Origin of the sequence: Desertihabitans brevis (assembly GCF_003327535.1) — a bacterium.
Taxonomy (GTDB): Bacteria; Actinomycetota; Actinomycetes; order Propionibacteriales; family Propionibacteriaceae; genus Desertihabitans; species Desertihabitans brevis.
Genome location: NZ_QOUI01000001.1, coordinates 328,761 through 353,671, shown reverse-complemented (window position 1 = coordinate 353,671; position 24,911 = coordinate 328,761). Strand labels below are relative to the sequence as shown.

General features: G+C 74.8%; 24 protein-coding genes. 3 read left to right on the top strand and 21 right to left on the bottom strand.

The window, feature by feature from the left end; translation table 11 throughout:
• Positions 1-34: 34 nt before the first annotated feature.
• Both rpe and DT076_RS01570 read right to left on the bottom strand, forming a co-directional pair.
• Positions 35-700, bottom strand: coding sequence for a ribulose-phosphate 3-epimerase (rpe, locus tag DT076_RS01575; protein ID WP_114124878.1), 666 nt, complete (start codon positions 698-700; stop codon positions 35-37).
• A 19-nt stretch (positions 701-719) separates the two neighbouring features.
• Positions 720-1,388 (bottom strand): NAD(P)H-binding protein, encoded by a 669-nt coding sequence (locus DT076_RS01570; RefSeq protein ID WP_114124877.1) that lies wholly within the window; start codon positions 1,386-1,388, stop codon positions 720-722.
• A gap of 66 nt (positions 1,389-1,454) precedes the next feature.
• On the opposite strand from DT076_RS01570, the gene DT076_RS01565 reads away from it, so the two are divergent.
• Positions 1,455-3,104: a sensor histidine kinase gene (locus tag DT076_RS01565; RefSeq protein WP_114124876.1), complete on the top strand. Its 1,650-nt coding sequence runs from the start codon at positions 1,455-1,457 to the stop codon at positions 3,102-3,104.
• On the top strand, positions 3,068-3,730 hold the full coding sequence (locus tag DT076_RS01560; protein WP_114124875.1) for a response regulator: 663 nt from the start codon (positions 3,068-3,070) through the stop codon (positions 3,728-3,730). The genes DT076_RS01565 and DT076_RS01560 overlap by 37 nt, the downstream gene beginning before the upstream one ends.
• A gap of 180 nt (positions 3,731-3,910) precedes the next feature.
• Here the strand turns inward: DT076_RS01560 and DT076_RS01555 are convergent, their stop codons facing one another.
• The 14 genes from DT076_RS01555 to mihF form a co-directional block, all read right to left on the bottom strand.
• A complete protein-coding gene (locus DT076_RS01555; RefSeq protein ID WP_114124874.1) occupies positions 3,911-5,266 on the bottom strand; it encodes an RsmB/NOP family class I SAM-dependent RNA methyltransferase in 1,356 nt (451 codons plus the stop codon).
• Positions 5,263-6,183: a methionyl-tRNA formyltransferase gene (gene fmt, locus DT076_RS01550; RefSeq protein WP_114124873.1), complete on the bottom strand. Its 921-nt coding sequence runs from the start codon at positions 6,181-6,183 to the stop codon at positions 5,263-5,265. Before fmt ends, DT076_RS01555 begins: the two co-directional genes overlap by 4 nt.
• A 61-nt stretch (positions 6,184-6,244) precedes the next feature.
• A complete protein-coding gene (locus DT076_RS01545) occupies positions 6,245-8,290 on the bottom strand; it encodes a primosomal protein N' (protein ID WP_199538876.1) in 2,046 nt (681 codons plus the stop codon).
• A 42-nt stretch (positions 8,291-8,332) separates the two neighbouring features.
• Complete coding sequence (locus tag DT076_RS01540; RefSeq protein WP_114124872.1) at positions 8,333-8,803, bottom strand: universal stress protein; 471 nt, start codon at positions 8,801-8,803, stop codon at positions 8,333-8,335.
• A 1-nt stretch (position 8,804) separates the two neighbouring features.
• Entirely contained in the window at positions 8,805-10,223 is a 1,419-nt protein-coding gene (locus DT076_RS01535) for an APC family permease (RefSeq protein ID WP_114124871.1), read from the bottom strand.
• A gap of 168 nt (positions 10,224-10,391) precedes the next feature.
• Positions 10,392-11,003, bottom strand: coding sequence for a ferritin-like domain-containing protein (locus tag DT076_RS01530; RefSeq protein ID WP_199538875.1), 612 nt, complete (start codon positions 11,001-11,003; stop codon positions 10,392-10,394).
• Between the two features lie 25 nt (positions 11,004-11,028).
• On the bottom strand, positions 11,029-11,691 hold the full coding sequence (locus tag DT076_RS01525; protein WP_114124869.1) for a ferritin-like domain-containing protein: 663 nt from the start codon (positions 11,689-11,691) through the stop codon (positions 11,029-11,031).
• Between the two features lie 99 nt (positions 11,692-11,790).
• On the bottom strand, positions 11,791-12,510 hold the full coding sequence (locus DT076_RS01520) for a class E sortase (protein ID WP_114124868.1): 720 nt from the start codon (positions 12,508-12,510) through the stop codon (positions 11,791-11,793).
• 84 nt (positions 12,511-12,594) lie between these two features.
• The gene (locus DT076_RS01515; RefSeq protein ID WP_114124867.1) at positions 12,595-12,975 is read right to left on the bottom strand and encodes a hypothetical protein; all 381 of its coding nucleotides are present in this window, start codon (positions 12,973-12,975) and stop codon (positions 12,595-12,597) included.
• Between the two features lie 7 nt (positions 12,976-12,982).
• Positions 12,983-14,194, bottom strand: a complete 1,212-nt coding sequence (gene metK / locus DT076_RS01510; protein WP_114124866.1) for a methionine adenosyltransferase — start codon at positions 14,192-14,194, stop codon at positions 12,983-12,985.
• Between the two features lie 106 nt (positions 14,195-14,300).
• Positions 14,301-15,512, bottom strand: a complete 1,212-nt coding sequence (gene coaBC / locus DT076_RS01505; RefSeq protein WP_199538874.1) for a bifunctional phosphopantothenoylcysteine decarboxylase/phosphopantothenate--cysteine ligase CoaBC — start codon at positions 15,510-15,512, stop codon at positions 14,301-14,303.
• A gap of 37 nt (positions 15,513-15,549) precedes the next feature.
• Positions 15,550-15,879 (bottom strand): DNA-directed RNA polymerase subunit omega, encoded by a 330-nt coding sequence (gene rpoZ, locus DT076_RS01500; protein ID WP_114124865.1) that lies wholly within the window; start codon positions 15,877-15,879, stop codon positions 15,550-15,552.
• 58 nt (positions 15,880-15,937) lie between these two features.
• Complete coding sequence (gmk, locus tag DT076_RS01495; protein WP_114124864.1) at positions 15,938-16,513, bottom strand: guanylate kinase; 576 nt, start codon at positions 16,511-16,513, stop codon at positions 15,938-15,940.
• Entirely contained in the window at positions 16,510-16,821 is a 312-nt protein-coding gene (gene mihF / locus DT076_RS01490) for an integration host factor, actinobacterial type (protein WP_114124863.1), read from the bottom strand. Before mihF ends, gmk begins: the two co-directional genes overlap by 4 nt.
• Before the next feature lie 210 nt (positions 16,822-17,031).
• Between mihF and DT076_RS01485 the strand changes: the two genes are divergently transcribed.
• Positions 17,032-17,823, top strand: a complete 792-nt coding sequence (locus DT076_RS01485; protein ID WP_114124862.1) for an SDR family NAD(P)-dependent oxidoreductase — start codon at positions 17,032-17,034, stop codon at positions 17,821-17,823.
• A 10-nt stretch (positions 17,824-17,833) separates the two neighbouring features.
• On the opposite strand, the gene pyrF is transcribed toward DT076_RS01485, so the two are convergent.
• The 5 genes from pyrF to DT076_RS01460 form a co-directional block, all read right to left on the bottom strand.
• Positions 17,834-18,718, bottom strand: coding sequence for an orotidine-5'-phosphate decarboxylase (pyrF, locus tag DT076_RS01480; RefSeq protein WP_114124861.1), 885 nt, complete (start codon positions 18,716-18,718; stop codon positions 17,834-17,836).
• Positions 18,715-19,845 carry a quinone-dependent dihydroorotate dehydrogenase gene (locus tag DT076_RS01475; protein WP_114124860.1) on the bottom strand — a complete coding sequence of 377 codons (1,131 nt, stop codon included), beginning with the start codon at positions 19,843-19,845 and terminating at the stop codon, positions 18,715-18,717. The genes pyrF and DT076_RS01475 overlap by 4 nt, the downstream gene beginning before the upstream one ends.
• The gene (carB, locus tag DT076_RS01470; protein ID WP_114124859.1) at positions 19,842-23,237 is read right to left on the bottom strand and encodes a carbamoyl-phosphate synthase large subunit; all 3,396 of its coding nucleotides are present in this window, start codon (positions 23,235-23,237) and stop codon (positions 19,842-19,844) included. The genes DT076_RS01475 and carB overlap by 4 nt, the downstream gene beginning before the upstream one ends.
• Entirely contained in the window at positions 23,237-24,394 is a 1,158-nt protein-coding gene (gene carA / locus DT076_RS01465; protein WP_114124858.1) for a glutamine-hydrolyzing carbamoyl-phosphate synthase small subunit, read from the bottom strand. Before carA ends, carB begins: the two co-directional genes overlap by 1 nt.
• A 99-nt stretch (positions 24,395-24,493) precedes the next feature.
• Positions 24,494-24,838, bottom strand: a complete 345-nt coding sequence (locus DT076_RS01460) for a VOC family protein (RefSeq protein WP_199538873.1) — start codon at positions 24,836-24,838, stop codon at positions 24,494-24,496.
• Between the last annotated feature and the right edge of the window lie 73 nt (positions 24,839-24,911).

Below are 24,911 nucleotides of genomic sequence, written 5' to 3'. Positions count from 1 at the left end.
TCCGTGACCGCGATGACATACACGCGGGCGGGGTTCAGGCGGGGGTGGCGGCCTCGGCGAGGGTGCGGAGGTGGCGGACCATGGCGTCGGGGTCGTCGGCGCCGAAGACCGCGGAGCCGGCGACGAAGGTGTCGGCGCCGGCCTCGACGCACCGTTCGATGGTCGACTCGGAGATGCCGCCGTCGACCTGCACCCACACGTCCTTGCCCAGCGGGGCGAGCAGCTCGCGGGTGCGGCGGATCTTGGGCAGGCAGAGGTCGAGGAACTTCTGTCCGCCGAAGCCGGGCTCGACGGTCATGATGAGCACCATGTCGAGCTCGCCGAGCAGGTCGGCGTAGGGCTCGACCGGGGTGGCGGGCTTGAGCGCCATCGACGCCCGCGCACCGAGGCTGCGCAGCTCGCGGGCCAGCCGCACCGGGGCGCGCGCCGCCTCCACGTGGAAGGTGACGCTCTCCGCGCCCGCCTCGGCGTAGGCCGGAGCCCAGCGGTCGGCGTCCTCGATCATCAGGTGGATGTCGAGCAGCTGGTCGGTGCGCGCCCGCAGCGCCTCCACCACCGGCAGACCGAGGGTGAGGTTGGGCACGAAGTGGTTGTCCATCACGTCGACGTGGACGCCGTCGGCGCTGGCGATCCGGTCGACCTCCTCACCCAGCCGGGTGAAGTCGGCGCTCAGGATGGACGGCGTGATGCGGATCCCCACGGCCCGAACCCTAGCCGGGTCAGCCGGCGAAACGTGGTGCGGTGGCCACGGCGGCCTCGATCGGCTCGGGCCCGCTGACCAGCTCGAACTGCGCGCCCACCGAGCGGTCGTCGGCCAGGCAGGCCGCCACCACCGCGGCCACGTCGGCCCGCGGCACCGCACCGCGCTCGACGTGCTCGCGCAGGTCCACCCGCCCGGTCGGCTCGTCGTCGGTGAGCTGGCCGGGCCGGACGACCGTCCAGTCCAGCGAGCTCGCGCGCAGGACGGCGTCGGCGTCCCGCTTGGCCTCGACGTAGGCCCGCCAGACGTCGGAGACGTCCTCGCCCAGCGGCTGGTCCACCCCCATCGCCGAGACCTGCACGAAGCGGCGGATGCCGGCCTGCTCGGCGGCGGCGACGGACTTGGTCGAACCCTCGAGGTCGACGGTGCGCTTGCGCTCGACCTTGCCGTCCGCGCCAGCCCCGGCGGCGAACACCACGGCGTCGCACCCGGCGAAGGCCGCCGCGAAGGCGTCCACGTCGCTGCTCTCGATGTCGAGCAGGCCCACCTCGGCGCCGAGCGCCTCGAGCTCGGCGAGGTGGTCGCGGTTGCGGACCAGGGCGAGCGGGGTGTGCCCGGCCGCGACGAGCAGGGGGTGCAGGTGACGGGCCACGGACCCGTGGCCTCCGACGACGGCGATACGACTCATGCCCCGTGTCTACCCGCGCGGGCAAGCCCTGCACCCTTCCCGTCGACGGGGGCGTAATGTCAGGCCATGGACCGGGTCGCCCCGTTGAGCGCGTCCATCCCGCCCGACCGGCTGGCGCAGCTGCTGGAGGCGCAGCGGGCGCTGGTGCAGGACCTGTCGCTCGCCGACGTGCTCGCCCGGGTGGTCAGGGTCGCCCGGAAGGTGTCGGGGGCGCGCTACGCGGCGCTGGGGATCCTCGCCGCGGACGGGACGCTGGACGAGTTCGTGCACGTCGGAGTCGACGAGGAGCAGGTGACCGCCATCGGGCAGCACCCCCGGGGACGCGGTCTGCTCGGCGCGCTGGTGGACGACCCCCGGCCCGTGCGGCTCGAGCGGCTGTCGGAGCACCCGCTGTCCAGCGGGTTCCCTCCCGGCCACCCGCCGATGACCAGCTTCCTCGGTGTCCCGGTCCGGGCCCGCTCCGGGGTGGTCGGGAACCTCTACCTGGCCGACCGCGCAGGCGGACCGTTCACCACCGACGACGAGGCGGTCGTCACCGCGCTGGCCGAGACCGCCGGCAACGCCGTGGACAACGCCCGCCTCTACGACCGGGCGCAGCGCCAGCAGGACTGGCTGCGGGCCTCGGCCGACATCAACCGCCTGCTGGTCACCCTGGCCGAGGACGAGCTGACGGTGCTGCAGCGGCTCTCCGACACCGTGCTGCAGCTGGCCGGGGCCGACGTGGTGAGCGTCGTGCGACCGCTCGACGCCGAGCAGCTGGAGGTGGTCGTGGCCACCGGGGCCGAGGCGCACCGCGTCCGGGGGCTGCGCTACCCGCGCGCCGGTGCCGTCGCCCAGCACGTCATGACGGAGGGCCGGGGGATGCTGCTGCGCCACCTGGACACCGCACCGAACCCGCCCTGGCTGCACCTGAGGGCCGCGCTGTCCGAGGTGACCAGCGCGATGGTCGTCCCGCTGCAGGGCGGCGGGTCGCGGGGCGCGATCGTGGCCGCCCGGATGGCCGACCGGCCACCCTTCGACCAGGACCTGATGGAGATGGCGGAGAACTTCGCCGACCAGGCGGCGCTCACGCTCGAGCTGGCCGCCGCGCGGGCGGCCCGGTACCGGCTGGAGGTGCTCGACGAGCGGGACCGGATCGCCCGCGACCTGCACGACCACACCATCCAGCGGCTCTTCGCCGCCGGTCTACGGCTGCAGAGCGTGGTGGCCTCGAGCGAGGACCGGGCCGCGGCCGGGCGGGTCGCCGGGGTGGTCAAGGACCTGGACGACACCATCGAGCAGATCCGCTCGACCATCGTCGCCCTGGGCGAGGTGATCCCGGCCGGCACCGTCGCCGACCTCGTCCGGCGCACCGTCGCCAGCGCGGCGGCGGGTCTGCCGGTGCCGCCCGAGACCACCACCGGCGGCCCGCTCGAGACGCTCGACCGCCGGCTGCTGGGCGACCTCACCGCGGTGCTGCGGGAGGCGGTCAGCAACTGCGTCCGGCACGCCGGCGCCACCTGCGTCCGGGTCCGGGTGGACGCCGACGCCGGCCGGCTGACGGTCACGGTGAGCGACGACGGCCGCGGTTTCGGTGCCTCCGACCGCCGCAGCGGTCTGGCGAACCTGGAACACCGCGCCATCCGGCACGGCGGCACCCTCACCCTGTCGACGGGCCCCGGAGGAGGTGCCAGCCTGCGATGGAGCATCCCGCAGCGTCCCGACGGCCCGGGGTGACCGGCGTCTTCGTGCTCGACGACCACGAGCTGGTCCGGCGCGGGCTGATCGACCTCATCAGCGCCACCGAGGACCTCGTCGTGGTGGGCGAGGCCGCCACCGCCGAGGAGGCGCGCCGCCGGATCCCCGCCTGCGCCCCGACGGTGGCCGTCCTGGACGCCCGGCTGCCCGACGGCAGCGGGATCGACGTGTGCCGCGACGTCCGGGCGGCCCACCCGGAGGTCCGCTGCCTCATCCTCACCTCCTACGACGACGAGGAGACCCGGTCCGCCGCCGCGCGCGCCGGCGCCGCGGGCTACCTGCTCAAGGCCATCCGCGGCAACTCCCTGGTCGAGGCGATCCGCTCCGTGGCCGCCGGCCGCTCGCTGCTCGGCCCGGCACCCGACCCCGGCCCGTCGCCCGAGCGGCCGCCGGCCGAGGTCCGGCTGAGCGAGCGTGAGCGGCAGGTGCTCGAGCTGATCGCCGACGGGCTGACCAACCGGGAGATCGCCGAACGGCTGTTCCTGGCCGAGAAGACGGTGAAGAACAACGTCTCCAGCCTGCTGGCCAAGCTCGGGCTGCAACGCCGCACCCAGGCCGCCGTCTACGGCGACCGGCGCCGCGCCGGCGGGCCGGCGCCCGACTGAGCCGTCCCGTGTCGCAGGGTCGGGACCTTCGGCCCTGTCGGACGGCCTGCCGGCTGACCCATGCTGGGCATGCACCGCCGCCGCCCCGGTCCGAGGGAATCGCTCGGATCAGGCGCCGGGATCGGGGGACCTCAGGTCGCCGAGGAGGCGGCGGCGGTGCGACCTCCTCCTCGCCACGGCTCAGCCCGTGCGGCGCAGCAGCGCCAGGAACATCGCGTCGGTGCCGTGCCGGTGCGGCCACAGCTGGACGAAGTCGCCGAGGGCGGCGTCGGACACCTCGGGCAGCAGCGGCGCGGCCGGCACCACCTCGACGTCGTCGCGTCCGGCCAGCACCTCCTGCACCACCTCGACCGTCTCGGTGCGGTGCGGGGAGCAGGTCACGTAGGCCGTCACCCCGCCCGGGCGGGTCGAGTCGAGGGCGGCGGTGAGCAGCCGCAGCTGCAGCGGGTGCAGCTCGGGGACGTCCTCGGGCCGGCGCCGCCACCGGGCCTCCGGGCGGCGTCGCAGCGCACCCAGCCCGGTGCAGGGCACGTCGGCCAGCACCTTCGCGAACGAGCCCGCACGCCACGGCGGGCGGGTGCCGTCGGCGGTCACCACCAGCGGCGGCTCGGACCGGGCCCGGACGGCCTGACGCACCAGCTGCGCGCGGTGCGGCTGCCGCTCCGCGGCGACCACCCGGGTGCCCGGGCCGGCCAGCGCGGCCAGCAGCGCGGTCTTGCCCCCCGGTCCCGCGCACAGGTCGAGCCAGGGCCCCTCGGGGGCCTCGGCCCGGGCCAGCGCCAGCGCGACCAGCTGCGAACCCTCGTCCTGGACCCCGGCCCGGCCCTCGCGCACCGCGGCGAGGTCGCCGGGGTTGCCGCTGACCCGCCAGCCGAACGGGGACAGCCCGGTCGGCTCGGCGCCGGCGGCCCGCAGCTCGTCGGGCTCCACCAGTCCCGGTCGCCGCACCAGGGTGGTCATCGGTGTCACGTTGTCGGCGGCGAGGGCGTCGGCGGCCTCGTCCCCGAGCAGGTCGGTGAAGGCGTCCACCACCCAGCGCGGGTGCGCGGTGGCCAGCGCCAGTCGCTCCGGCGCGGGCAGCGCGGCGCCCAGGTGGTCCACCCACTGCTCCCAGCTGCGCTCCCCCACCCGGCGCAGCACCGCGTTGACCAGCCCGGCCACCCGCTCGCCGACGGCGCTGCGGGCGAGGTCGACCGAGGTGGCGACCGCCGCGTGGTCGGGGACGTCCATCCGCAGCAGCTGGTGGGTGCCGAGGCGCAGCACGTCGAGCACCGCCGGCTGGAGGTCGGTGACGGCGCGGCCGGAGGCGGCGGCCACGACCCGGTCGTAGCTGCCCTCGCCGCGGCAGGTGCCGTGCAGCAGCTCGGTGGCGAAGGCGGCGTCGCGTCCGGTGAGCCGGCGCTGGGCCAGCAGGTCCGACAGCACGAGGTTGGCGTAGGCGTCGGAGGCGTGCACGGCCCGCAGCGCGTCGTAGGCGACCCGCCGGGCCTGGTCCACCCGGGGACGTCGCCGCGTGCGGCCTCGGGCCGGGCTCACCCCAGCGACTCCTCGGGGTCGAGCTGGACGCCCCGGGCCCAGTCGGCGGCGGCCATCGGCTTCTTGCCCGGCGGCTGCACCTGCCCGAGCTCGAGGGCGACCGTGCCGGTGCCGACCCGCATCGCGCGCTTGGTGACGGCGATCCGCCCAGGCGGCAGCTGCTCGTCGGTGAGGGTGGCCGAACCGATCTTGAACCGCTCGCCGCGGAAGGTGGTCCACGCACCCGGCGCCGGGGAGCAGCCGCGGATGGTTCGGTCGAGCACCTCCGCGGGCCGGCTCCAGTCCAGCTCGGCGTCGGCGACGGTGATCTTCGGCGCCAGCGAGACCCCCTCGGTCGGCTGCTCGACCGGGGTGGCGGTGCCGGCCTCGATCTCGTCCAGGGTGCGCACCAGCAGGTCGGCGCCGGAGCGGGCCAGCCGGGCCAGCAGGTCGCCGGAGGTGTCGGTCGGGCCGATCCGGTCGCGCACCTCGCCGAAGACCGGTCCGGCGTCCATCTCGCGGACCAGCCGGAAGGTCGTCGCCCCGGTCTCGGTGTCGCCGTTGAGGACGGCGTGCTGCACCGGGGCGGCCCCACGCCAGGCCGGCAGCAGCGAGAAGTGCAGGTTGACCCAGCCGTGGGTCGGGATGTCGAGCACCCGCTGCGGCACCAGTGCGCCGTAGGCCACCACCGGGCAGCAGTCGGGCCGCAGCGCGGTCAGCGCGTCGACGAACTCCTCCTCACGGGGGTGCGCCGGCTTGAGCACCGGCAGACCGGCCGCCTCGGCCCGCAGCGCGACCGGGCTCGGGGTGAGCCGTTTGCCGCGGCCGCTGGGCGCGTCGGGACGGGTGACGACCGCCACCACCTCGTGGGAGGAGGCGAGCAGGGCGTCGAGGGAGGGCACCGCCACCTCGGGCGTGCCGGCGAAGACCAGGCGCACCTGCCGCAGTGTAGGCCCGACCGCCGACGGTCCCGGCCCACGACCAGGCGGGGACGTCCGCTCAGCCGAAGACCACCGGGTCGACCCGGACCCGCAGGGCCCCCTCGCTCTTGCGCGCGCTGCGCACCGACTGGGCCTGGCGCACCTGACGGACCAGCTCGGACCCGCCGGCCGGCGGGCAGCGCAGCACCAGCCGGTGCCGCTCCCCGTCGGCGGTGGCGTCCAGCTCGACCGGGCCGAGCACCTCCACCCCGACCGCCTCGAGCCGGTCGGCCTCGAGCAGCGAGTGCAGCTGCCGGACGGCCTCCGCGCCGCCCTCGACGGTGACGGTGCGCCACGCCGGCCCCAGGTGCGCCTCGGCCCGCTCGGCCAGCTCCCGGGCCGCGAAGCCGCCGGGGTCGAGCCGCACCAGCGCCTGCAGGGCCCGGGCGCCGCTGGGCCCGACCGCGATCACGGTGCCGTCCTGGTCGCCCGGGCGGACCAGGGCGACCACGTTGAGCCAGCGTCGCAGCGCCTCCTCCGCGGCCCGCAGGTCGGGCCGCCCGAGGAGCAGCGGGGTGTCGAGCAGGACGGCCGCGGCGTAGCCGTCCTCGGCCCGCGGCTCCGCGCCGGGGGTGGCGACCACCAGCACGTGCTCGCCCCGCACCGGGTCGCGGGCCTCGCCGGCGGTGGCCGAGACCACCCGGGTGTTCGGGAAGGCACGGCCGAGCTCGTGGGCGGTGCGGGAGGCCCCCACCACCGGGGCGCGCCAGCGGGGGCTGCCGCACTCCTCGCAGCGCCAGTCCGTCTGCAGCCGGCCGCACCAGCGGCAGCTCGGCAACCCCCGGTCGGCTCCCCGGCCCGCCGGTGCGGAGCCGGGGAGGCGGGCCGGCGTCGTCTCCAGCCGCCCCGAGCAGTGGCCGCAGCGGGCCGGGGTGCGGCAGTCGGCGCACAGCAGGGCGAGCAGGTGGCCCGCCCGTGGCACCTGCACCAGCACCGGCCCGCGGCTGAGCCCGGCCCGGATGACCTGGAACACCTCGTGCGGCAGCCGGGCCACCTCGGCGTGCGGGTCGCGCTCCAGGGCGCGGTCGCTGTCGGCGGCGACCCGGACGCCCGCGCTGGCGCGCCGCAGCTCCCGCGGCGCCAGCTGCACCGGACGCAGCCAGCCGTCCTCGAGCCAGCGCTGCACCTCCGCCGAGCGGGCGTGGGAGGCGACCAGCACCGCCGCCCGGGACTGCGCGGCGCGGATGGCGAGCACGTCACGGGCGTGCGGGTAGGGGGCGCGCGGCTCGGCGTGCAGGTCGTCCCCGTCGTCCCACAGCGCCACCAGCCCGAGCCGCTGCACCGGGGCGAACGCGGCCGCCCGGGTGCCGACCACCACCGGCACGTCGCCGCGGCGGGCGGCCAGGAAGGCCCGGTAGCGGGTGGAGGGGCCGGCGTCGGCGGTCAGCCGGACCACCGCGTCGGGGCCGAGCCGCTCCCGGCAGGCCCGCTCCAGCAGGTCGAGGTCGTGGGTGTCGGGCACCACGGCCAGCGCGCCGCGGCCCGAGCGCACCGTGGCCGCGGCGGCGTCGGCGAACCCCTCGGCCCAGCGGCCGGCCACCCCGGCGGTCGGCGCCACCTGCCAGAACGCCCGCGGCGACTCCCCGCGGGCGACCGCCTCCAGCCACTGCACGCCCCAGGGGTAGCCGGCCAGCACCGAGGCCGTGGCGGTCCAGCCGTCCAGCGTGGGAGCGGCGCGCTCGCGCCGGGGGGCCTTCTCGGTGGCGGCGTGCCGCGGCGGTACGGCGAGCCGGACGACGTCGGCGAAGGTCCCGGCCCAGTGGTCGGCGACCGCCCGCACCAGCCGCGCCACCTCCGGGCTGAGCACCGGCTCGGCCGAGACCACCTTGTGCAACGGCTGCAGGCTGCGCTCGGTGGTGCTGACCCCGGCCCGCTCCAGCACGAACCCGTCACGCAGCCGACCGGCGAAGCGCACCCGCACCCGGACGCCGGGGACCGCGTCCTCGCCCATCGACTCCGGGACGGTGTAGTCGAAGACCCGGTCCAGGTGCGCCAGCCCGACGTCGACCGCCACCCGCGCCACGTCCACCGCGGGGGCGGGCAGCAGCGGGGCGGGATCGGTCACGGCCCCGATGGTAGGGGCGGCACCCGACAGCGCCGGCCGGGCTCAGCGCCCGGGTCGACGCGGACCCGGAGGGCGCACCACGAGCACGGCGCAGGGTGCGGAGTGCTGCACGCGGGCGGCGGTGCTGCCGAGCAGGACCGTCTCGCTCAGCCCGCGGCCGCCGCTGGCCAGCACCACCAGGTCGGCCGACAGCTCCTCGGCGGCGCGGACGATCTCGGCGGCGGCCGACCCGCTGCGCACCTGCCGCCGCACCGGCGGACCCCACCGGGCCAGCTGCTCGGCCACCACGGCGACCGCGTCCTCGGCCTCCTGGCGGAAGCTGAGCCCGCCCGGGCCGGGAGGGGCGGGGTCGCGCGGGCGTCCGAGGTCGTTGGCGAACGGGACCGCGGCCAGCGGGCTGACCACGGCGACCACGGTGACCTCGTCGATCCGGTCGGGGTCGGCCAGGCGCTGCAGCTCGCGCGCAGCGGTCAGCGACTCCCGCGAGCCGTCGGTGGCGACCAGGACGTGCATCTCAGCCCTCCTTCGCGTCGTGGCCGGCGTAGCCGGCGAGCGGGTCGCGTCCGCGGCGGGACGCGCGTGCGGCCAGGTACAGCGCGAGCCCGACGAGCAGCAGACCGCCTACCCACAGCAGCGAGCTGGGGTCGTCGACCACGACGTAGACCAGCAGCACCACGTTGCCGACCAGGCCGACCACCAGCGCCGGGGTCGGCGCCCGGTAGGCGTCGTCGGCCTCGTCGGTGCCGCGGAGCTTGAAGGCCGAGACGATCACCAACGCGTAGATGAAGAGCAGGAACACCACGGTGACCGTGGCCAGCCGCCCGACGAGATCGAGCTCGGGGTCGACGAGCTGGACCAGCGCACCGACCACCAGCAGCAGACCGACCACCAGCCCCGAGAACAGCAGCCCGACCCAGGGGCTGCGCCGGGCGTGGTGCAGCCGGGAGAAGACCCACGGCACGACACCCTCGCGCGCCATCCCGTAGAGCACGCGGGACTGGGTGACGATCGAGACCAGCGCGGTGTTGCTGATGGCGACCATGGCGATCAGGGCGAAGACGATGATCATCGCGCCCACCGGTACGGGCAGCACGCCGGCGCGGACCACCTCCAGCAGCGCGGCCTCCGACCCGCCGAGCACGTCCACCGGCACGACCAGGGCCGCCGTCATGGCGACCAGCACGTAGATGACCCCGGCGGTCGCCATCCCGCCGATCAACGCCCGCGGGAAGGTGATCGCGGGTCGCCGGGTCTCCTCCGCGACGTTGGCAGCGTTCTCGAAGCCGGTCATGGCGAAGAACGCCAGGGCCACCCCGGCCACCACCGCGAACACCGGGTTGCCCTCCGCGCGGAACTCGGTGAGGACACCCCAGGACGCATCACCGCGGGCCACCTGCACCACCCCGGCCGCCAGGATGATCAGCAGCCCGGCGACCTCCACCACGGTCATCACCATGTTGGCCACCACCGACTCGGTGATCCCGATGAAGTTGATCAGGCACAGCGCCAGCACGAAGAGCAGCGACACCAGCAGCACCGGAGCCTGCTGGACGAGCTGGGTGAAGTACCCGGCGAACCCGGAGGCCAGCGAACCCGCGGCGGCGAAGGCGGCGGAGAGGAAGCAGACGGTGACGAAGAAGGTCAGTGCCGGGCGCCGGAAGGCGTGGTGGACGTACAACGAGGCTCCGGCGGCGCGGGGGTACTTGCTGACCAGCTCCGCGTAGGCCATCCCGGTCAGCGTGGCCACCGCCACGCCGGCGGCGAAGGCCAGCCAGAACGCGCCGCCGACGGCGGCGGCCACCGCGCCGATGAGGACGTACACCCCCGAGCCCAGCACGTCGCCCAGGACGTAGCCGTAGAGCAGCCGTCCGGTGATGGTGCGCTTGAGCCCGCCCTCGGACTCCTCGGTGCGATCAGGCTGCGTCGTCGTCATACCCCTTCCCTCCCGACGTCCGGGTGTCAGGGTGGGGTTCGCCCACCCCTCCGGCGTCGGGCCTGGACTACCCGGCCGACAACGGCTCACGCAGGAGCGCGCACGCGCCAGGACGGGGGGAGCAGGAGCGGGCGGACGGACCGTGCGGTCCGCCCGCCCGGGTGCGGGTCAGTAGGTCCGGGCCGCCACGATGAACGGGCTCGCGGCCTGCAGCACCGTGCTCCGGTCGGCCGGGGTCTCCACCGCGCCCTGGTAGACGCCGCCCTCGGCCGCCTTCTCCTGCAGGTTGGCGATGATCGCCGCGTGCCGGGCCTCGACCCCGAAGATGCTCGCGGCCGCCGACAGCAGCTCCTTCTGCTGGAACAGGGCCGGAGCCGCTCCGAGGTAGGCCTGCACCCCGAGGTTCTCGAAGGTGTAGGCGGTCTCGAGGTAGCTCTCCAGCGAGCCGAAGGCCTGGCCGAAGTCGACCTGCGGGGCGGGGACGGCCGTGCCGCCGAGCTGGGCGATGGTGTCCTGGAGGGCCATCACGTGGGCCTCCTCGTCGGTCTGGATGGTGCTGAGGTAGTCCGCGGCGCGGCCCTCGGCCAGACCGGCCTCGTTGCCCTGGCGGTAGAACTCCGCCTCCAGGTACTCCAGGGTCAGCGCGTAGTTGAGCACGTCGACGGGGCCGTCGAAGTCGTCAACGCCCTCGGCGAAGGCCCACTTGGCCGACAGCATGCTGAGCGCCACGGAGCCGGGGATGGCCACGGCGGCACCACGGATCAGGTCCCTGCGGTTCATGATGATCTCCTCTCGTCCTGCGTGGTCACTGCTCGATGAACGTGCTGGCCTGCTCGAGCACCTGCTCCATCGTCATCGTCTTCTCGAACGGCGACGGGAACGGGTTCTCCCCCAGCAGGTCGGCGACGATGGCCGCGTGCCGGGACTCGACGCCGGCGATGGCGGCTGCGGCGGCGAGGATGTCGGCGTCGTCGATCCGCGGCACCTGGCCGTGGTAGGCGGTGACACCGAGCTCCTCGAAGGCCGAGGCGTTGGTGAGGAACATGTCCTTGTCGTCGAAGGTGCCGTCGGGGAACATGAACGACGGCTTGTCCACCGGCTCGCCGCCGAGGTCGGTGATGGTCTGGGTGACCGCCTCGACGTGCGCCTGCTCGTGGTCGCGGATCGGCTCGACGAGCTCGAGGTCGCGGCCGCCGAGGACACCGCTGTCGAGGCCCTGGGTGTAGAACTCCGCCTCCAGGTGCTCCAGGGTGAGCGCGTAGTTGAGGATGTCCAGGTCGTTGGCGGTGGCGTCGGCGACGGCCCGCGGGTCGCCGCGCATCGCGGCGGCGGCCGCGACCAGGCTCGAGCCGGCGCCGACCACGAGGGCGGTCTGCAGGAACCGCCGTCGGCTGTGGTCGTCACGGAACTGGATCACCGGACGTCCGCCGAACGGCTGCGGGCGGACGAACTGCTGTGGTTGGGTCATGTCGGTTCCTCGCTGCTGGGTGGTGTCGGGTCTGTCGGGTCCGTCGGATGGGTCAGTCGGTCACCACCTCCTCGGCTCGCGTGCTGCGGGCGCCGGTGGTCATCGGGCCTCGGCCCGGACGACGATGCGGTAGACCGGGTTGCCCTCGGGATGGCAGGCGAAGAGGGTCACCTCGCGGGTGCCGGGCCCGGGCTGGGCCAGGACGGCGTCCTTGTACTCCTCCTCGGGCACGATCGTCGTCCCGGTCACCTCATAGGTGGTGGAGCCGCCGGCGGTGCTGACGACCACCGCGTCCCCCGGCTCGAGCTCGTCCAGCTCCTTGAACGGCTGGGTGTGGGTGTTGCGGTGCCCGGAGATCACGGCGTTGCCCTCCTGGCCGGGCATCGGGGTGCCGGGCCAGTGTCCGGGGCCCTCCGCGAGCACGCTCTCGTGGACGCCCTCGCCGTAGGCGGCGTCCAGGTCGAGGGCCGGGATCTGCACCCGGCCGAGCTCCTGGTACTCCCCCGGCGTGGTGCTCAGCGCGGCCAGCTCCTCCGGCGAGACGGGCAGGTGGTAGCCGGTCGCGGCCGCCACCACCTCGCCGAGCTCGCGGACGTCGTCGACGTCGGGCCGCGGCTGCGCCGGGGATCGCGGGCTCGACGCCCCGGGCCCGGGCAGCACCCGTGCGGGCGCGGTCTCCTCGGCCGAGGTGCCGGACAGCTGCTCCCAGGGCACCAGCCACGGCGCCACGGCGACCACGGCCAGCACCAGCGCGCCGGCGATCCGCCGTGCCCAGCGGCCGCGGGCCGGTCCGTCTGCACTGCGTCGAGCGGTGGCCATCGTCGCCCCCTCCGGTCGGTTGAGGAGGATTCGGAGCAGCGACGGGTGCGGATGGGTCCGGCGGTGGACCGTGGGGCGGGGCCGTCAGCGGGAGGCCGACGGACCGCGGCCCGGACCGGCGCGCCGGAGGCTCCGGAGACGGTCGACGGCCAACCCGGCGGCCGTCCCGAGCGCCAGCCCGAGCAGGTCGGCGAGCAGGTCGAGCGGGTCGCCGGTGCGGCCGAGCCCCATGCCCTGCTGCAGCAGCTCCGAGGCCAGCGCCCAGCCCGCCAGGCCGGCCAGCACCGCGACCCGGGGCCAGCCGCTCCAGTGGCCCAGCAGCGCGAGCAGGGCGAAGAGGGCGCCGTGCAGCACCGTGTCGTCGACCGGCAGCGGTTCTCCCCCGCCGGCGGGGCGCAGCAGCAGCCAGGCGCTCAGCGCGAGCACCGCCGCCAGCAGCACCCGCGGCAGCCGCCGCGTGCGCACCCTCGGCTCAGCCCCGGACGGCGGCGGCCAGCGCGTCGGCGCGGTCGGTGCGCTCCCAGGTCATGGTGTCGAGCTCGCGCCCGAAATGGCCGTAGGCGGCGGTGCGGGTGTAGATCGGGCGCAGCAGGTCCAGCGCGTCGATGATCGCCGCCGGACGCAGGTCGAAGGTCTGCTTGACGGCGTCCTCGATCTGCTCCACCGGCACCTTCTCGGTGCCGAAGCAGTCGAGGTAGAAGCCGACCGGGTGCGCGCGGCCGATGGCGTAGGCCACCTGCACCTCGCACTGGTCGGCCAGCCCCGCGGCGACGACGTTCTTGGCCACCCAGCGGGTGGCGTAGGCCCCGGAGCGGTCCACCTTGGACGGATCCTTGCCGGAGAAGGCACCGCCGCCGTGGCGGGCCGCGCCGCCGTAGGTGTCGACGATGACCTTGCGCCCGGTCAGACCCGCGTCGCCCATCGGCCCGCCGATGATGAACTGCCCGGTCGGGTTGACGAAGAGCCGCGGGTCGTGGTGGTCGAGGTCGTAGACCTCCAGCACCGGGTCGACCACGTGGCGGCGGACGTCGGGGGTGAGGAGGCGGTCCAGGTCGATGTCGGCGGCGTGCTGGGCCGACAGCACCACGGTGTCGAGCCGGGCCGGCCGGCCGTCGACGTACTCCACCGTGACCTGGGTCTTCCCGTCGGGCCGCAGGTAGGGCATCGTGCCGTCCTTGCGGACCGCGGTGAGCCGCTCCGACAGCCGGTGCGCCAGGTCGATCGGCAGCGGCATCAGCGAGGGCGTCTCGGTGCAGGCGTAGCCGAACATGATCCCCTGGTCGCCGGCGCCCTGCAGGTCGTAGCGCTCCTCCGACGAGTCGCGCCAGTGCTCGTAGGAGCTGTCCACGCCGCGGGCGATGTCGGGCGACTGCGAGCCCAGCGAGATGCTGACCCCGCAGGAGGCGCCGTCGAAGCCCTTGGCCGAGGAGTCGTAGCCGATGCCGAGGATGGTGTCGCGGACCAGGGTGCGGATGTCGGCGTAGGCCTCGGTGGTGACCTCACCGGCGACCACCACCAAACCGGTGGTGACCAGGGTCTCCACCGCCACCCGGCTGGTCGGGTCCTCGGCCAGCAGCTCGTCGAGGATGCGGTCGCTGATCTGGTCGGCGATCTTGTCGGGGTGGCCCTCGGTGACCGACTCCGAGGTGAACAGCCGGTTCCGACGGGCGCTCTGGGCCGACATCGCATCCGCTCCTGACGTGGTTCTGCGACCTGTCGGCCGCGGCGGGTGTGGACGGGGTGCGAGCTCCGTGCGGGTCGCGCGTGCCGGGATCGCCGACCGCCCGAGACTAGCCCGCGCCCCTCAGCCGCCGGACGGCGTCCAGGATGTGATGGGCGACGGCCTCCTTGGCGCCGGTGTGGTCGACGGCGCTGCCGTCGGCGCCGAGCACGGTGACCGCGGTGTCGGCCGAGCCGAACACCGCTCCCCCGCTGACGTCGTTGACCACCAGCAGGTCACAGCCCTTGCGGCGCAGCTTCGCCGCGCCCACCTCGGCCCGCTCGACCGGGTCGGCGATGGTCTCGGCGGCGAAGCCGACCACCACCTGACCCGGACGCGCCCGGGTGGCCGACAGCCCGGCCAGCACGTCCGTGGTCTGGCGGAGCCGGACGGTCAGCTCGTCCTCCCCGCTCTTCTTGATCTTGCTGCCGCTGCGCTCGACCGGGGTCCAGTCGGCCACCGCGGCCGCCATCACCACGACGTCGGCGCTGGCGGCCTCGACCCGCATCGCCTCGGCCAGCTGCTCGGTGCTGCCGACCCCGACCACCCGCACCGAGGACGGCGGGGGCACGTCGAGGTGGGCCCCGACCAGCGTCACCCGGGCCCCGCGCAGCGCGGCGGCGCGGGCCAGCGCGACGCCCATCCGGCCGGAGGAGGCGTTGCCGAGGAAGCGGACCGGGTCCAGCGCCTCGCGGGTGCCGCCGGCGCTGACCACCACCCGCTGGCCCTCCAGGTCGCGGACCGCGGCCGAGGGCGCGCCGAGCAGGGCCTGGCACTGGGCGTAGAGCTCGTCGGGCTCGGGCAGCCGGCCCGGCCCGGTGTCGACGCCGGTGAGCCGCCCGGAGTCGGGGTCGACCACCACGGTCCCGCGCCTCCGCAGCAGCGCGACGTTGTCGCGGGTGGCGGGGTGCTGCCACATCTCGGTGTGCATGGCCGGGGCCATCAGCACCGGGGCGGTGGTGGTGAGCAGGACGTTGGTCAGCAGGTCGTCGGCGCGACCGGCGGCCGCGCGGGCCAGCAGGTCGGCGGTGGCCGGCGCCACCACCACCAGGTCGGCGGCCCGGCCGAGGCGGACGTGCGGGACCACGTCGGATCCGGTCCAGACGTCGGTGCTCACCGGACGTCCTGACAGCGCCTGCCAGGTGTCGACGCCGACGAAGCGCAGCGCGTTCTCGGTGGGGACGACGGTGACGCCGTGGCCGGCCTCGCTGAGGCGGCGCAGCAGCGTGCAGGCCTTGTAGGCCGCGATGCCACCGGCGACCCCGAGCACGATCTCGGCCACGGGCGTCAGCGGGTCGGGTCGGTCGTCAGGGGTCGGCTCAGGCGACGCCGGGGCCGTCGTCGTCGAAGCCGCCGAAGTCGGCCTCGCCGCTCTCGGCCTCGACCGGGGCGTCGGGGTCGATGTGGGTCATCTGCAGGACGTCGGCGTTGACCTCGCGCAGCGCGATCGACAGCGGCTTCTCCTGCACCCCGGTCTCGACCAGGGGGCCGACGCTCTCCAGCAGCCCGTCACCGAGCTGGGAGTAGTAGGCGTTGATCTGCCGCGCGCGCTTGGCCGCGAAGAGGACCAGCTGGTACTTGGAGTCCACCTTGGTGAGCAGCTCGTCGATCGGCGGGTTGGTGATGCCCTCAGGGGTGTTGACGCTCAAGATCTGCCTTCTCTGGTGGTGGTCACAGGCTGGGTCAGGCTACCAGCCAAGACGACGGCTACCAAGTGCGCTCGGGTGTCCCGAGCCCGATCAGCTCGACCAGCTCGGCCACCGTCGCGTCCACCTCGGTGTTGACCACGACGTGGTCGAACTCCTCGGCGGCGGCCAGCTCGGCCCGGGCGGTCTGCAGCCGGCGCTCCCGCTCGGCCTCGCTCTCGGTGCCCCGGCCCACCAGCCGGCGGACCAGCTCCTCCCAGCTGGGCGGGGCGAGGAAGACGAACCGGGCCCCCGGCCAGCTGCGGCGGACCTGGCGGGCGCCCTGCAGGTCGATCTCCAGCACCACCTGCCGGCCCGCGGCCACGGCGGCCCGGACCGGGGCCCGGGGCGTGCCGTAGCGGTGCGTGCCGTGCACCACCGCCCACTCCAGCAGCCCGTCGGAGGCCACCAGCTGGTCGAACTCCTCGGCGCCGACGAAGTGGTAGTGCACCCCCTCCACCTCACCGGGGCGCGGCGGACGGGTGGTGGCCGAGACCGACACCATCAGCTCGGGGTGCTCCGCGCGCAGCCGCGCCACCACGGTGCCCTTGCCGACCGCGGTGGGGCCGGAGACCACGGTCAGGCTGCCGGTGCTCACCGCAGCTCCTCCAGCAGGCTCTCCCGCTGCAGGTGGCCCAGCCCGCGCAGCCGCCGGGTGGGGGCGATGTCGAGCCGCTCCATCAGCTCCGCGGCCCGCTTGGGCCCGAAGCGGGGCAGGCAGCGCAGGGCGTCGACGACCTTGATGTGGGCCAGCACGTCGTCCCCGCGGGCCTGCTCGACCAGGGTCGCGAAGGACCAGTCACCGCGTCGCAGCCGCTCCTTGGCCTCGGCCCGACGCGTCCGCGCCGCCACCGCGGCCGTCCGGGCCCGGGCGCGCTGCTCCTCGCTCAGCCGCGGTACGGTCACCGGCCGATCACCTCCTCCTGGTCCCCGCCAACCTAGCCGAGTCGCCGGCGTCCCGCTCCGCACCGGCACGTGGCGGCGGGGGTGCCCCGGGACGGGTGCCTGCCGGGGTGCCGGCGTCGTTACAGTGACCCGCAGCGGCCCCGCCCCGGGGGCGCGCACGCCGCGGTGCGCCGCCGCGGCCGACCCGTCCCGACCCGTGGAGGTTCCCCGATGACTGCCGCCGCCGACGCCGGTGCCGACCGCTTCGCCCGCTACCCCAGCCTGGCCGGCCGGGTGGCCTTCGTCAGCGGGGGCGCCACCGGGCTGGGGGCGGAGTTCGTCACCCAGCTGGCCGCCCAGGGGGTGGAGGTGGCCTTCACCGACATCGACACCGAGCACGGCGAGGCGCTGGTCCGCGAGGTGGCGGCCGCCGGGCTGCCCGAGCCCTGGTTCGCCCCCTGCGACGTCCGTGACGTGCCCGCGCTGCAGCGGGTGATCGGCGAGGCCGCCGCGGCCCGGGGCCCGATCACGGTGCTGGTCAACAACGCCGCCAACGACACCCGGCACCCCTACACCGAGCTGGACGCCGAGGCCTTCGACGACCGGATCGCGGTGAACCTGCGCCACCACCTGTTCGCCATCCAGGCGGTGGCGCCGATGATGCGCGAGCAGGGCGGCGGGTCGATCATCAACCTCGGCTCGATCAGCGCCCACGCCGACTTCATCGGCATGGTCGGCTACATCACCGCCAAGGCCGGCATCGAGGGGCTGACCCGGACCATGGCCCGCGAGCTCGGCCCCGACCGGATCCGGGTCAACTGCCTGATCCCGGGCTGGGTGCTGACCGAGCGCCAGCTCCGCGAGCACATCACCCCGGCCGACCTGGAGACGATCCGCCAGAAGCAGTGCCTGGCCGAGCCGGTGGTGCCCGCCGACCTGGCGCGGATGCTGCTCTGGCTGGCCAGCGACGACTCCGCGGCCTGCACCGGCCAGCAGTGGGTGGTCGACGGCGGTTGGCTCTGACCCGACGCTCCTAGCCGAGGACGGCGGTCTCGGCCACCAGTGCGGTGACGGCCTGGCGCAGCCCGGAGGGGTCCGGGCCGGCGGCGAGCACCCCGCGCGAGCTGCTGGGCAGCAGCAGGCGGGGCACCGAGAACCGCTCGGCCAGGTCGGCGACGGTCGCGCCCTGGGCGCCCACACCGGGCACCAGCACCGAGCCGTCGAAGGCCGACAGGTCGAGCTCGGCCTGGCCGTGGGTGCCGCCGACCACCACCCCGAAGGGTCCGGCCGCGCCCGACTCCACCCCGGAGCCCGGGTCCGGTCGGAGCGCGTCGTTGCGGGCCTGCACCTCGTCGACGACGGTCTGGGCGACGGTGCGGCCGTCGCGGGTGGCGAGCTGCAGCTGGGCGCTGTCGGGGTTGCTGGTGCGGGCCAGCACGTACAGCCCGCGACCGCTGGCCGCAGCCGCGGTGAAGGCCGGCTCCAGCGCCTCCAGCCCCAGGTAGGGGTTGACGGTCAGGGCGTCGGCGGCCAGCGGGCCGCCGTCGTCGAGGTAGGCCCGCGCGTAGCCGGCCATGGTGGAGCCGATGTCGCCGCGTTTGGCGTCCAGCACCGACAGCGCGCCGGCGGCGGCGACGTCGGCCAGCACCCGCTCCAGCACCGCGATGCCGGCCGAGCCGAACCGCTCGAACAGCGCGGACTGCGGTTTGAAGACCGCCACCAGGTCGCCGACGGCCGAGACCACCCCGCGGGCGAAGACCTCCAGCCCGGACGCGTCGTCGGCGAGCCCCCAGGTGCTGAGCAGCCCGGGGTGCGGGTCGATGCCGACGCAGAGCCGCCCGCGCCGACCGGTCACCGCGGCCAGCCGCTCGCCGTAGGACGGCCGTCCGGTGCCCGGGCGCGGGTCGGTGCTGGTCATCGGGGCTCCTCGGCTCGGTCGGCGTGACGGGCGGTGATGTCGGCCACCAGGGCCGGGCCGGCGTAGATGAACCCGGTGTAGAGCTGCACCAGCCGGGCGCCGGCGTCGAACATCGCCTCGGCGTCGCCGGCGGTCATGATGCCGCCGACGCCCACCACCGGCAGGTCGGCCCGCGAGCTGAGGTGGCGCACCACCCGCAGCGCGCGCTCGCGCAGCGGTGCCCCCGACAGGCCTCCGGCCTCGGCGGCCAGCCAGGCGTCCGGGGCGGCCAGCCCGTCACGGGCGAGGGTGGTGTTGGTGGCGACCAGCCCCTGCACCCCGGTGCTGGTGCAGACCTCGAGCACCTCGTCCAGCGCCTGCTCGTCCAGGTCGGGGGCCACCTTGACCAGCACCGGCACGGGGTTGGCGCTGCGCCGCGACTCCGCGACCAGGGCGCCGGTGAGCTCGCGCAGGGCGGCGCCGTCCTGGAGGCTGCGCAGGCCGGGGGTGTTGGGGCTGGAGACGTTGACCGCGACGTAGTCGGCGTGCGGGGCGAGGACGCGGAAGGAGGCGAGGTAGTCCGGCACCGCGTCCTCCACCGGGGTCGCCTTGGTCTTGCCCAGCGAGAGCCCGACCGGGATGCCGGCGGCCCGGTTGCCGCGCCGGACACCGGCGGCCTCGAGCCGGGCGGCCACCGCGGTGGCGCCGTCGTTGTTGAAGCCCATCCGGTTGACCAGGCCGCCCGAGGCGGGGGCGCGGAACATCCGCGGCCGGGGGTTGCCCGGCTGGGCGTGGGCGGTGACGGTGCCCAGCTCGACGTGGGAGAAGCCCATCGCCTGCCAGGCGGTGACCGCGCGGGCGCCCTTGTCCAGCCCGGCCGCCAGCCCGACCGGACCGGGGAAGCGGATCCCGAACGCCTCCACCGGACGCGACGGCACCGACGTCAGCCGGCCGAGCGCACGGACCAGCGCCGGCACCCGGCCGAGCTGGGCGAGCCGGGCCAGGGTGGCGTCGTGCACCTCCTCGGGGTCGCCGCCGTGGCTGGCGAACAGCGCCGGGCGGAGCACCCGGCGGTACCCGGCCCCGAGCAGCGCCCGCCTCGTCCGCGACGTCCGGGCGTCGCGGACGAGGGCACTGCTCACGCTCATGCCCGTGCGGCGTCCCGGACGGTGCCCGCCGCCGTGGGCGGGCGGATGTCCTCGCTCCAGGACTGCAGCGAGCGGACCCGCGGCCCGGTGCTGGAGCCGGACTCGATGCCCTGCACCGCGGCCGCCAGACCCTGCACGGTGGTGATGCAGGGCACGTTGAGCCGGACCGCGGCGGTGCGGATCTCCCACCCGTCGTTGCGGGGCCGGCCGTCGGTGCTGATCCCGTGCGGGGTGTTGAAGATCAGGTCGACCTCGCCGTCGAGGATGGCCTGGACGATCGTCTTCTCCCCGTTCGGGCCGGGACCCTGGCTGTGCTTGCGCACCTCGGTCACCTCCACCCCGTGCCGGCGCAGCACCGAGGCGGTGCCGGCGGTGGCCAGCACCTCGAAGCCCAGCTCGGCCAGCCGCTTGACCGGGAAGATCACGTGCCGCTTGTCCCGGTTGGCCACGGAGATGAAGACCCGTCCGCGCTGCGGGAGCGGGCCGTTGGCGGCGGTCTGGCTCTTGGCGAAGGCCGTCCCGAAGTCGTGGTCCAGCCCGATCACCTCACCGGTGGAGCGCATCTCGGGGCCGAGCACGGAGTCGACGAAGGTGCCGTCGACGGTGCGGAACCGGTTCCACGGCATCACGGCCTCCTTGACCGCGATCGGCGCGCTGGGGGCCGTCCAGGCGCCGTCGGTGCCGGTGCGCAGCAGCCCGGCCGCCCGCAGGTCGGCGATGGACTCCCCCAACATGATCCGGGCCGCCGCCTTCGCGAGCGGGGTGGCGGTGGCCTTGGAGACGAACGGGACGGTCCGCGAGGCGCGCGGGTTGGCCTCCAGCACGTAGAGGACGTCCCCGGCCAGCGCGAACTGGATGTTGATCAGTCCGCGCACGCCCACCCCGGCCGCGATCGCCTCGGTGGAGGTGCGGATCCGGTTGATGACCTCCTCGCCGAGGGTGACCGGCGGGAGCGAGCAGGCCGAGTCGCCGGAGTGGATGCCGGCCTCCTCGATGTGCTCCATCACCCCGCCGAGGTAGAGCTCGGTGCCGTCGTAGAGCGCATCGACGTCGATCTCGACCGCGTCGTCGAGGAAGCGGTCGACCAGCACCGGGTGGGCCGGGCTGACCTCGGTGGCGCGGTCGATGTAGCCGGCCAGGCTGACCTCGTCGTAGACGATCTCCATACCGCGTCCGCCCAGCACGTAGGAGGGGCGGACCAGCACCGGGTAGCCGATCTCGGCCGCGATCGCCGACGCCTCGGCGAAGGACCGGGCCAGCCCGTGCTTGGGCGCGGGCAGCCCGGCCTCGGCGAGCACCTGCCCGAAGGCGCCGCGCTCCTCGGCCAGGTCGATGGCCTCGGGGCTGGTGCCCACGATCGGCACCCCGGCGGCCTTGAGCGCCGAGGCCAGCCCGAGCGGGGTCTGCCCGCCGAGCTGGACCACCACGCCGACCACCGGGCCGGCGGCGCGCTCGGCCTCGACCACCTCCAGCACGTCCTCCAGGGTGAGCGGCTCGAAGTACAGCCGGTCGGAGGTGTCGTAGTCGGTGGAGACGGTCTCGGGGTTGCAGTTGACCATCACCGTCTCGTAGCCGACCTCTGAGAGCGCCAGCGAGGCGTGCACGCAGGAGTAGTCGAACTCGATCCCCTGCCCGATCCGGTTGGGGCCGCTGCCGAGGATGATCACCGCCGGCTTCTCCCGCGGCACGACCTCGGTCTCGGAGTCGTAGCTGGAGTAGTGGTAGGGCGTGGTGGCGGCGAACTCGGCCGCGCAGGTGTCGACGGTCTTGTAGACCGGCCGGACGCCGAGGGCCCACCGGACCCCGCGGACGACGTCCTCGGGCAGGTTGCGGAGCTGGCCGATCTGGCGGTCGGAGAAGCCGTGCCGCTTGGCGGTGCGCAGCAGCTCGGCGTCCAGGGTGGCGGCGTCGGCCACCTCGCGGGCCACCTCCAGCTGCAGCACCAGCTGGTCGACGAACCAGGGGTCGATCGAGGTCGCCGCGGCCACCTGCTCGGCGGTGGCGCCGGCGACCAGGGCCTGCAGGGCGAGCACCAGCCGCCCGTCGTGCGGGCGGCTGGCCCGCTCGAGCAGCGTCTCCACCGGCTCGGTCACCGGGGCCGACCAGTCGAAGCGGGCCTTCGGGTCCTCCAGGCTGCGCAGCGCCTTGCCGAGCGCCTCGGTGAAGTTGCGTCCGATCGCCATCGCCTCGCCCACGCTCTTCATGTGGGTGGTCAGGGTGGAGTCGGCGGCGGGGAACTTCTCGAAGGCGAACCGGGGCACCTTGACCACGACGTAGTCCAGCGTCGGCTCGAAGGAGGCCGGCGTCCTGACGGCGGAGCCGTCGCTCGATGGACGCGTGGTGATGTCGTTGTCGATCTCGTCCAGGGTGTAGCCGATGGCGACCTTGGCCGCGATCTTGGCGATCGGGAAGCCGGTGGCCTTGGAGGCCAGCGCGCTGGAGCGCGACACCCGGGGGTTCATCTCGATGACGACCAGGCGGCCGTCGACGGGGTTGACCGCGAACTGGATGTTGCAGCCGCCGGTGTCGACGCCGACCTCCCGGATGACGCCGATGGCGACGTCGCGCATCCGCTGGTACTCCCGGTCGGTCAGCGTCATCACCGGGGCGACGGTGATCGAGTCGCCGGTGTGCACGCCCATGGGGTCGAAGTTCTCGATCGAGCAGACGATGACCACGTTGTCGGCGCGGTCGCGCATCACCTCGAGCTCGTACTCCTTCCAGCCCAGGATCGACTCCTCGATCAGCACCTCGGTGGTGGGGCTGGCGGCCAGGCCCGCGCCGGCGATCCGGCGCAGGTCGTCGGGGGTGTGGGCGAACCCGGAGCCCAGACCGCCCATGGTGAAGGAGGGCCGCACGACCACCGGGTAGCCGAGCTCGTCGGCGGCGGCGAGCACCTCGTCCATGGTGTGGCAGATCCGGCTGCGGGCCACCTCGGCGGCCGGCTGGCCCTCGGTGACGCCGGCGATACCGGTCAGCCCGAGCACGATCTCCTTGAACTGGTCGCGGTCCTCACCGCGCTGGATCGCCTCGATGGAGGCACCGATCAGCTCGACGCCGTAGCGCTCCAGCACGCCGTTCTCGGCCAGCGCCACCGCGGCGTTGAGGGCGGTCTGCCCGCCCAGGGTGGCGAGCAGGGCGTCGGGGCGCTCGGTGGCGATCACCTGCTCCACGTACTCCGGCGTGATCGGCTCGGTGTAGGTGGCGTGGGCGAACTCGGGGTCGGTCATGATCGTCGCCGGGTTGGAGTTGACCAGGATGACCCGGAACCCCTCCTCCATCAGCACCCGGCAGGCCTGGGTGCCGGAGTAGTCGAACTCGCACGCCTGACCGATGACGATCGGGCCGGAGCCGATCACCAGGATGGACTCGATGTCGGTGCGACGGGGCATCAGCGGCTCCCCTCCTGAGCTGCGGTGAGCACGTCGACGAAGCGGTCGAACAGGTAGGCGGCGTCGTGCGGACCGGCCGCGGCCTCGGGGTGGTACTGCACGGAGAACCCGCGCAGCCCGCCCTCCCCGTCGCGCAGCTCCAGCCCTTCGACGACCCCGTCGTTGAGGCAGTGGTGGCTGACCGAGACGGTGCCCCACCGGGTCTCGGCGGCGTCGCCCTCCGGCGCCTCGACGGCGAAGCCGTGGTTGTGGGCGGTGACCTCCACCTTGCCGGTGGAGCGGTCGATCACCGGCTGGTTGATGCCGCGGTGGCCGTACTTGAGCTTGGTGGTGCCCAGGCCCAGCGCGCGGCCGAAGATCTGGTTGCCGAAGCAGATGCCGAAGTAGGGCAGCCGGGCGTCGAGGACCTCGGTGAGCAGGGACACCGGGCCGGTGGCGGCGGCCGGGTCGCCGGGGCCGTTGGAGAAGAAGACGCCGTCGGCACCGCGCTCGCGGATCTCCTCCAGCGTGGTGGTCGCGGGGAGCACGTGCACCTCGATGCCGCGCTCGGCCAGCCGCACCGGGGTCATCGTCTTGATGCCGAGGTCGACCGCGGCCACGGTGAACCGCTTCTCCCCGCGGGCGGGGACCACGTAGGGCTCGGCGGTGGTGACGTCGGCGACCAGGTCGGCGCCGGCCATCTGGGCCTGGGTGAGCACCCGCTCGCGGAGCGCCTCGGGGTCCAGCGTCTCGGTGGAGACGCCGACCCGCATGCTGCCGCGCTCACGCAGGTGCCGGGTCAGCGCGCGGGTGTCGACGTCGCTGATCCCGACCACCCCCTGCTGGGCCAGCGCCTCGGACAGGGTGCGCCGGCTGCGCCAGCTGCTCGGCACGCGGGCGAGGTCGCGGACGACGTAGCCCGCCACCCACACGCGCTGGGACTCGTCGTCCTCGTCGTTCCAGCCGGTGTTGCCGATGTGCGGCGCGGTGGCCACCACCACCTGGCGGTGGTAGCTGGGATCGGTGAGCGTCTCCTGGTAGCCCGACATGCCGGTGGAGAAGACGGCTTCCCCGAACACCTCCCCCCGGGCTCCGAAGGAGGTTCCGGTGAAGGTCCGGCCGTCCTCCAGGACGAGGACTGCGGGGGTGGGCCCGGATGAGGGCGCGAGAGACTGCATGGACCGTCCTTTCCTGCCTCGACGGACAGGTCTTAAAGGTTGGTGTGTCTGGCGCAGGCTACCAGCCGGATCCACCCCTCGGACGCGCTCGGACGGCGCTCAGCCGACCGGCTCCTCCAGGTAGACGAGCCCGTTGCCGTCGGGGTCGGCGAAGGCGAACATCGGCGGCACGCCCTCCCAGCGCAGCACCTCCGGGTTGTGCAGGGTCGCGCCGGCCTCGCGCAACCGGGCGTGGGCGGCGTCGGCGTCGGTGGTGCCGAGCCGGACCGCCACCGGGATCTCGCTGTCGGGCGGCAGCAGGAACAGGGAGACCGCCGACCCGGGCGGCACCACCTCGACCAGCCGGGCGCCGGGCCACAGCTCGGTGTCGGTGCGCAGCTCGCAGCCCAGCACCTCGGTGTAGAACCTCAGCGCGGCGTCCTGGTCAGCCACCGGCACGGACACGCTGAGCACCCTCGTCGTCATCGTCATGCCGGGCAGACCCGGTGGGGCGCCAGGAGTCATCGACCCGGCGGGT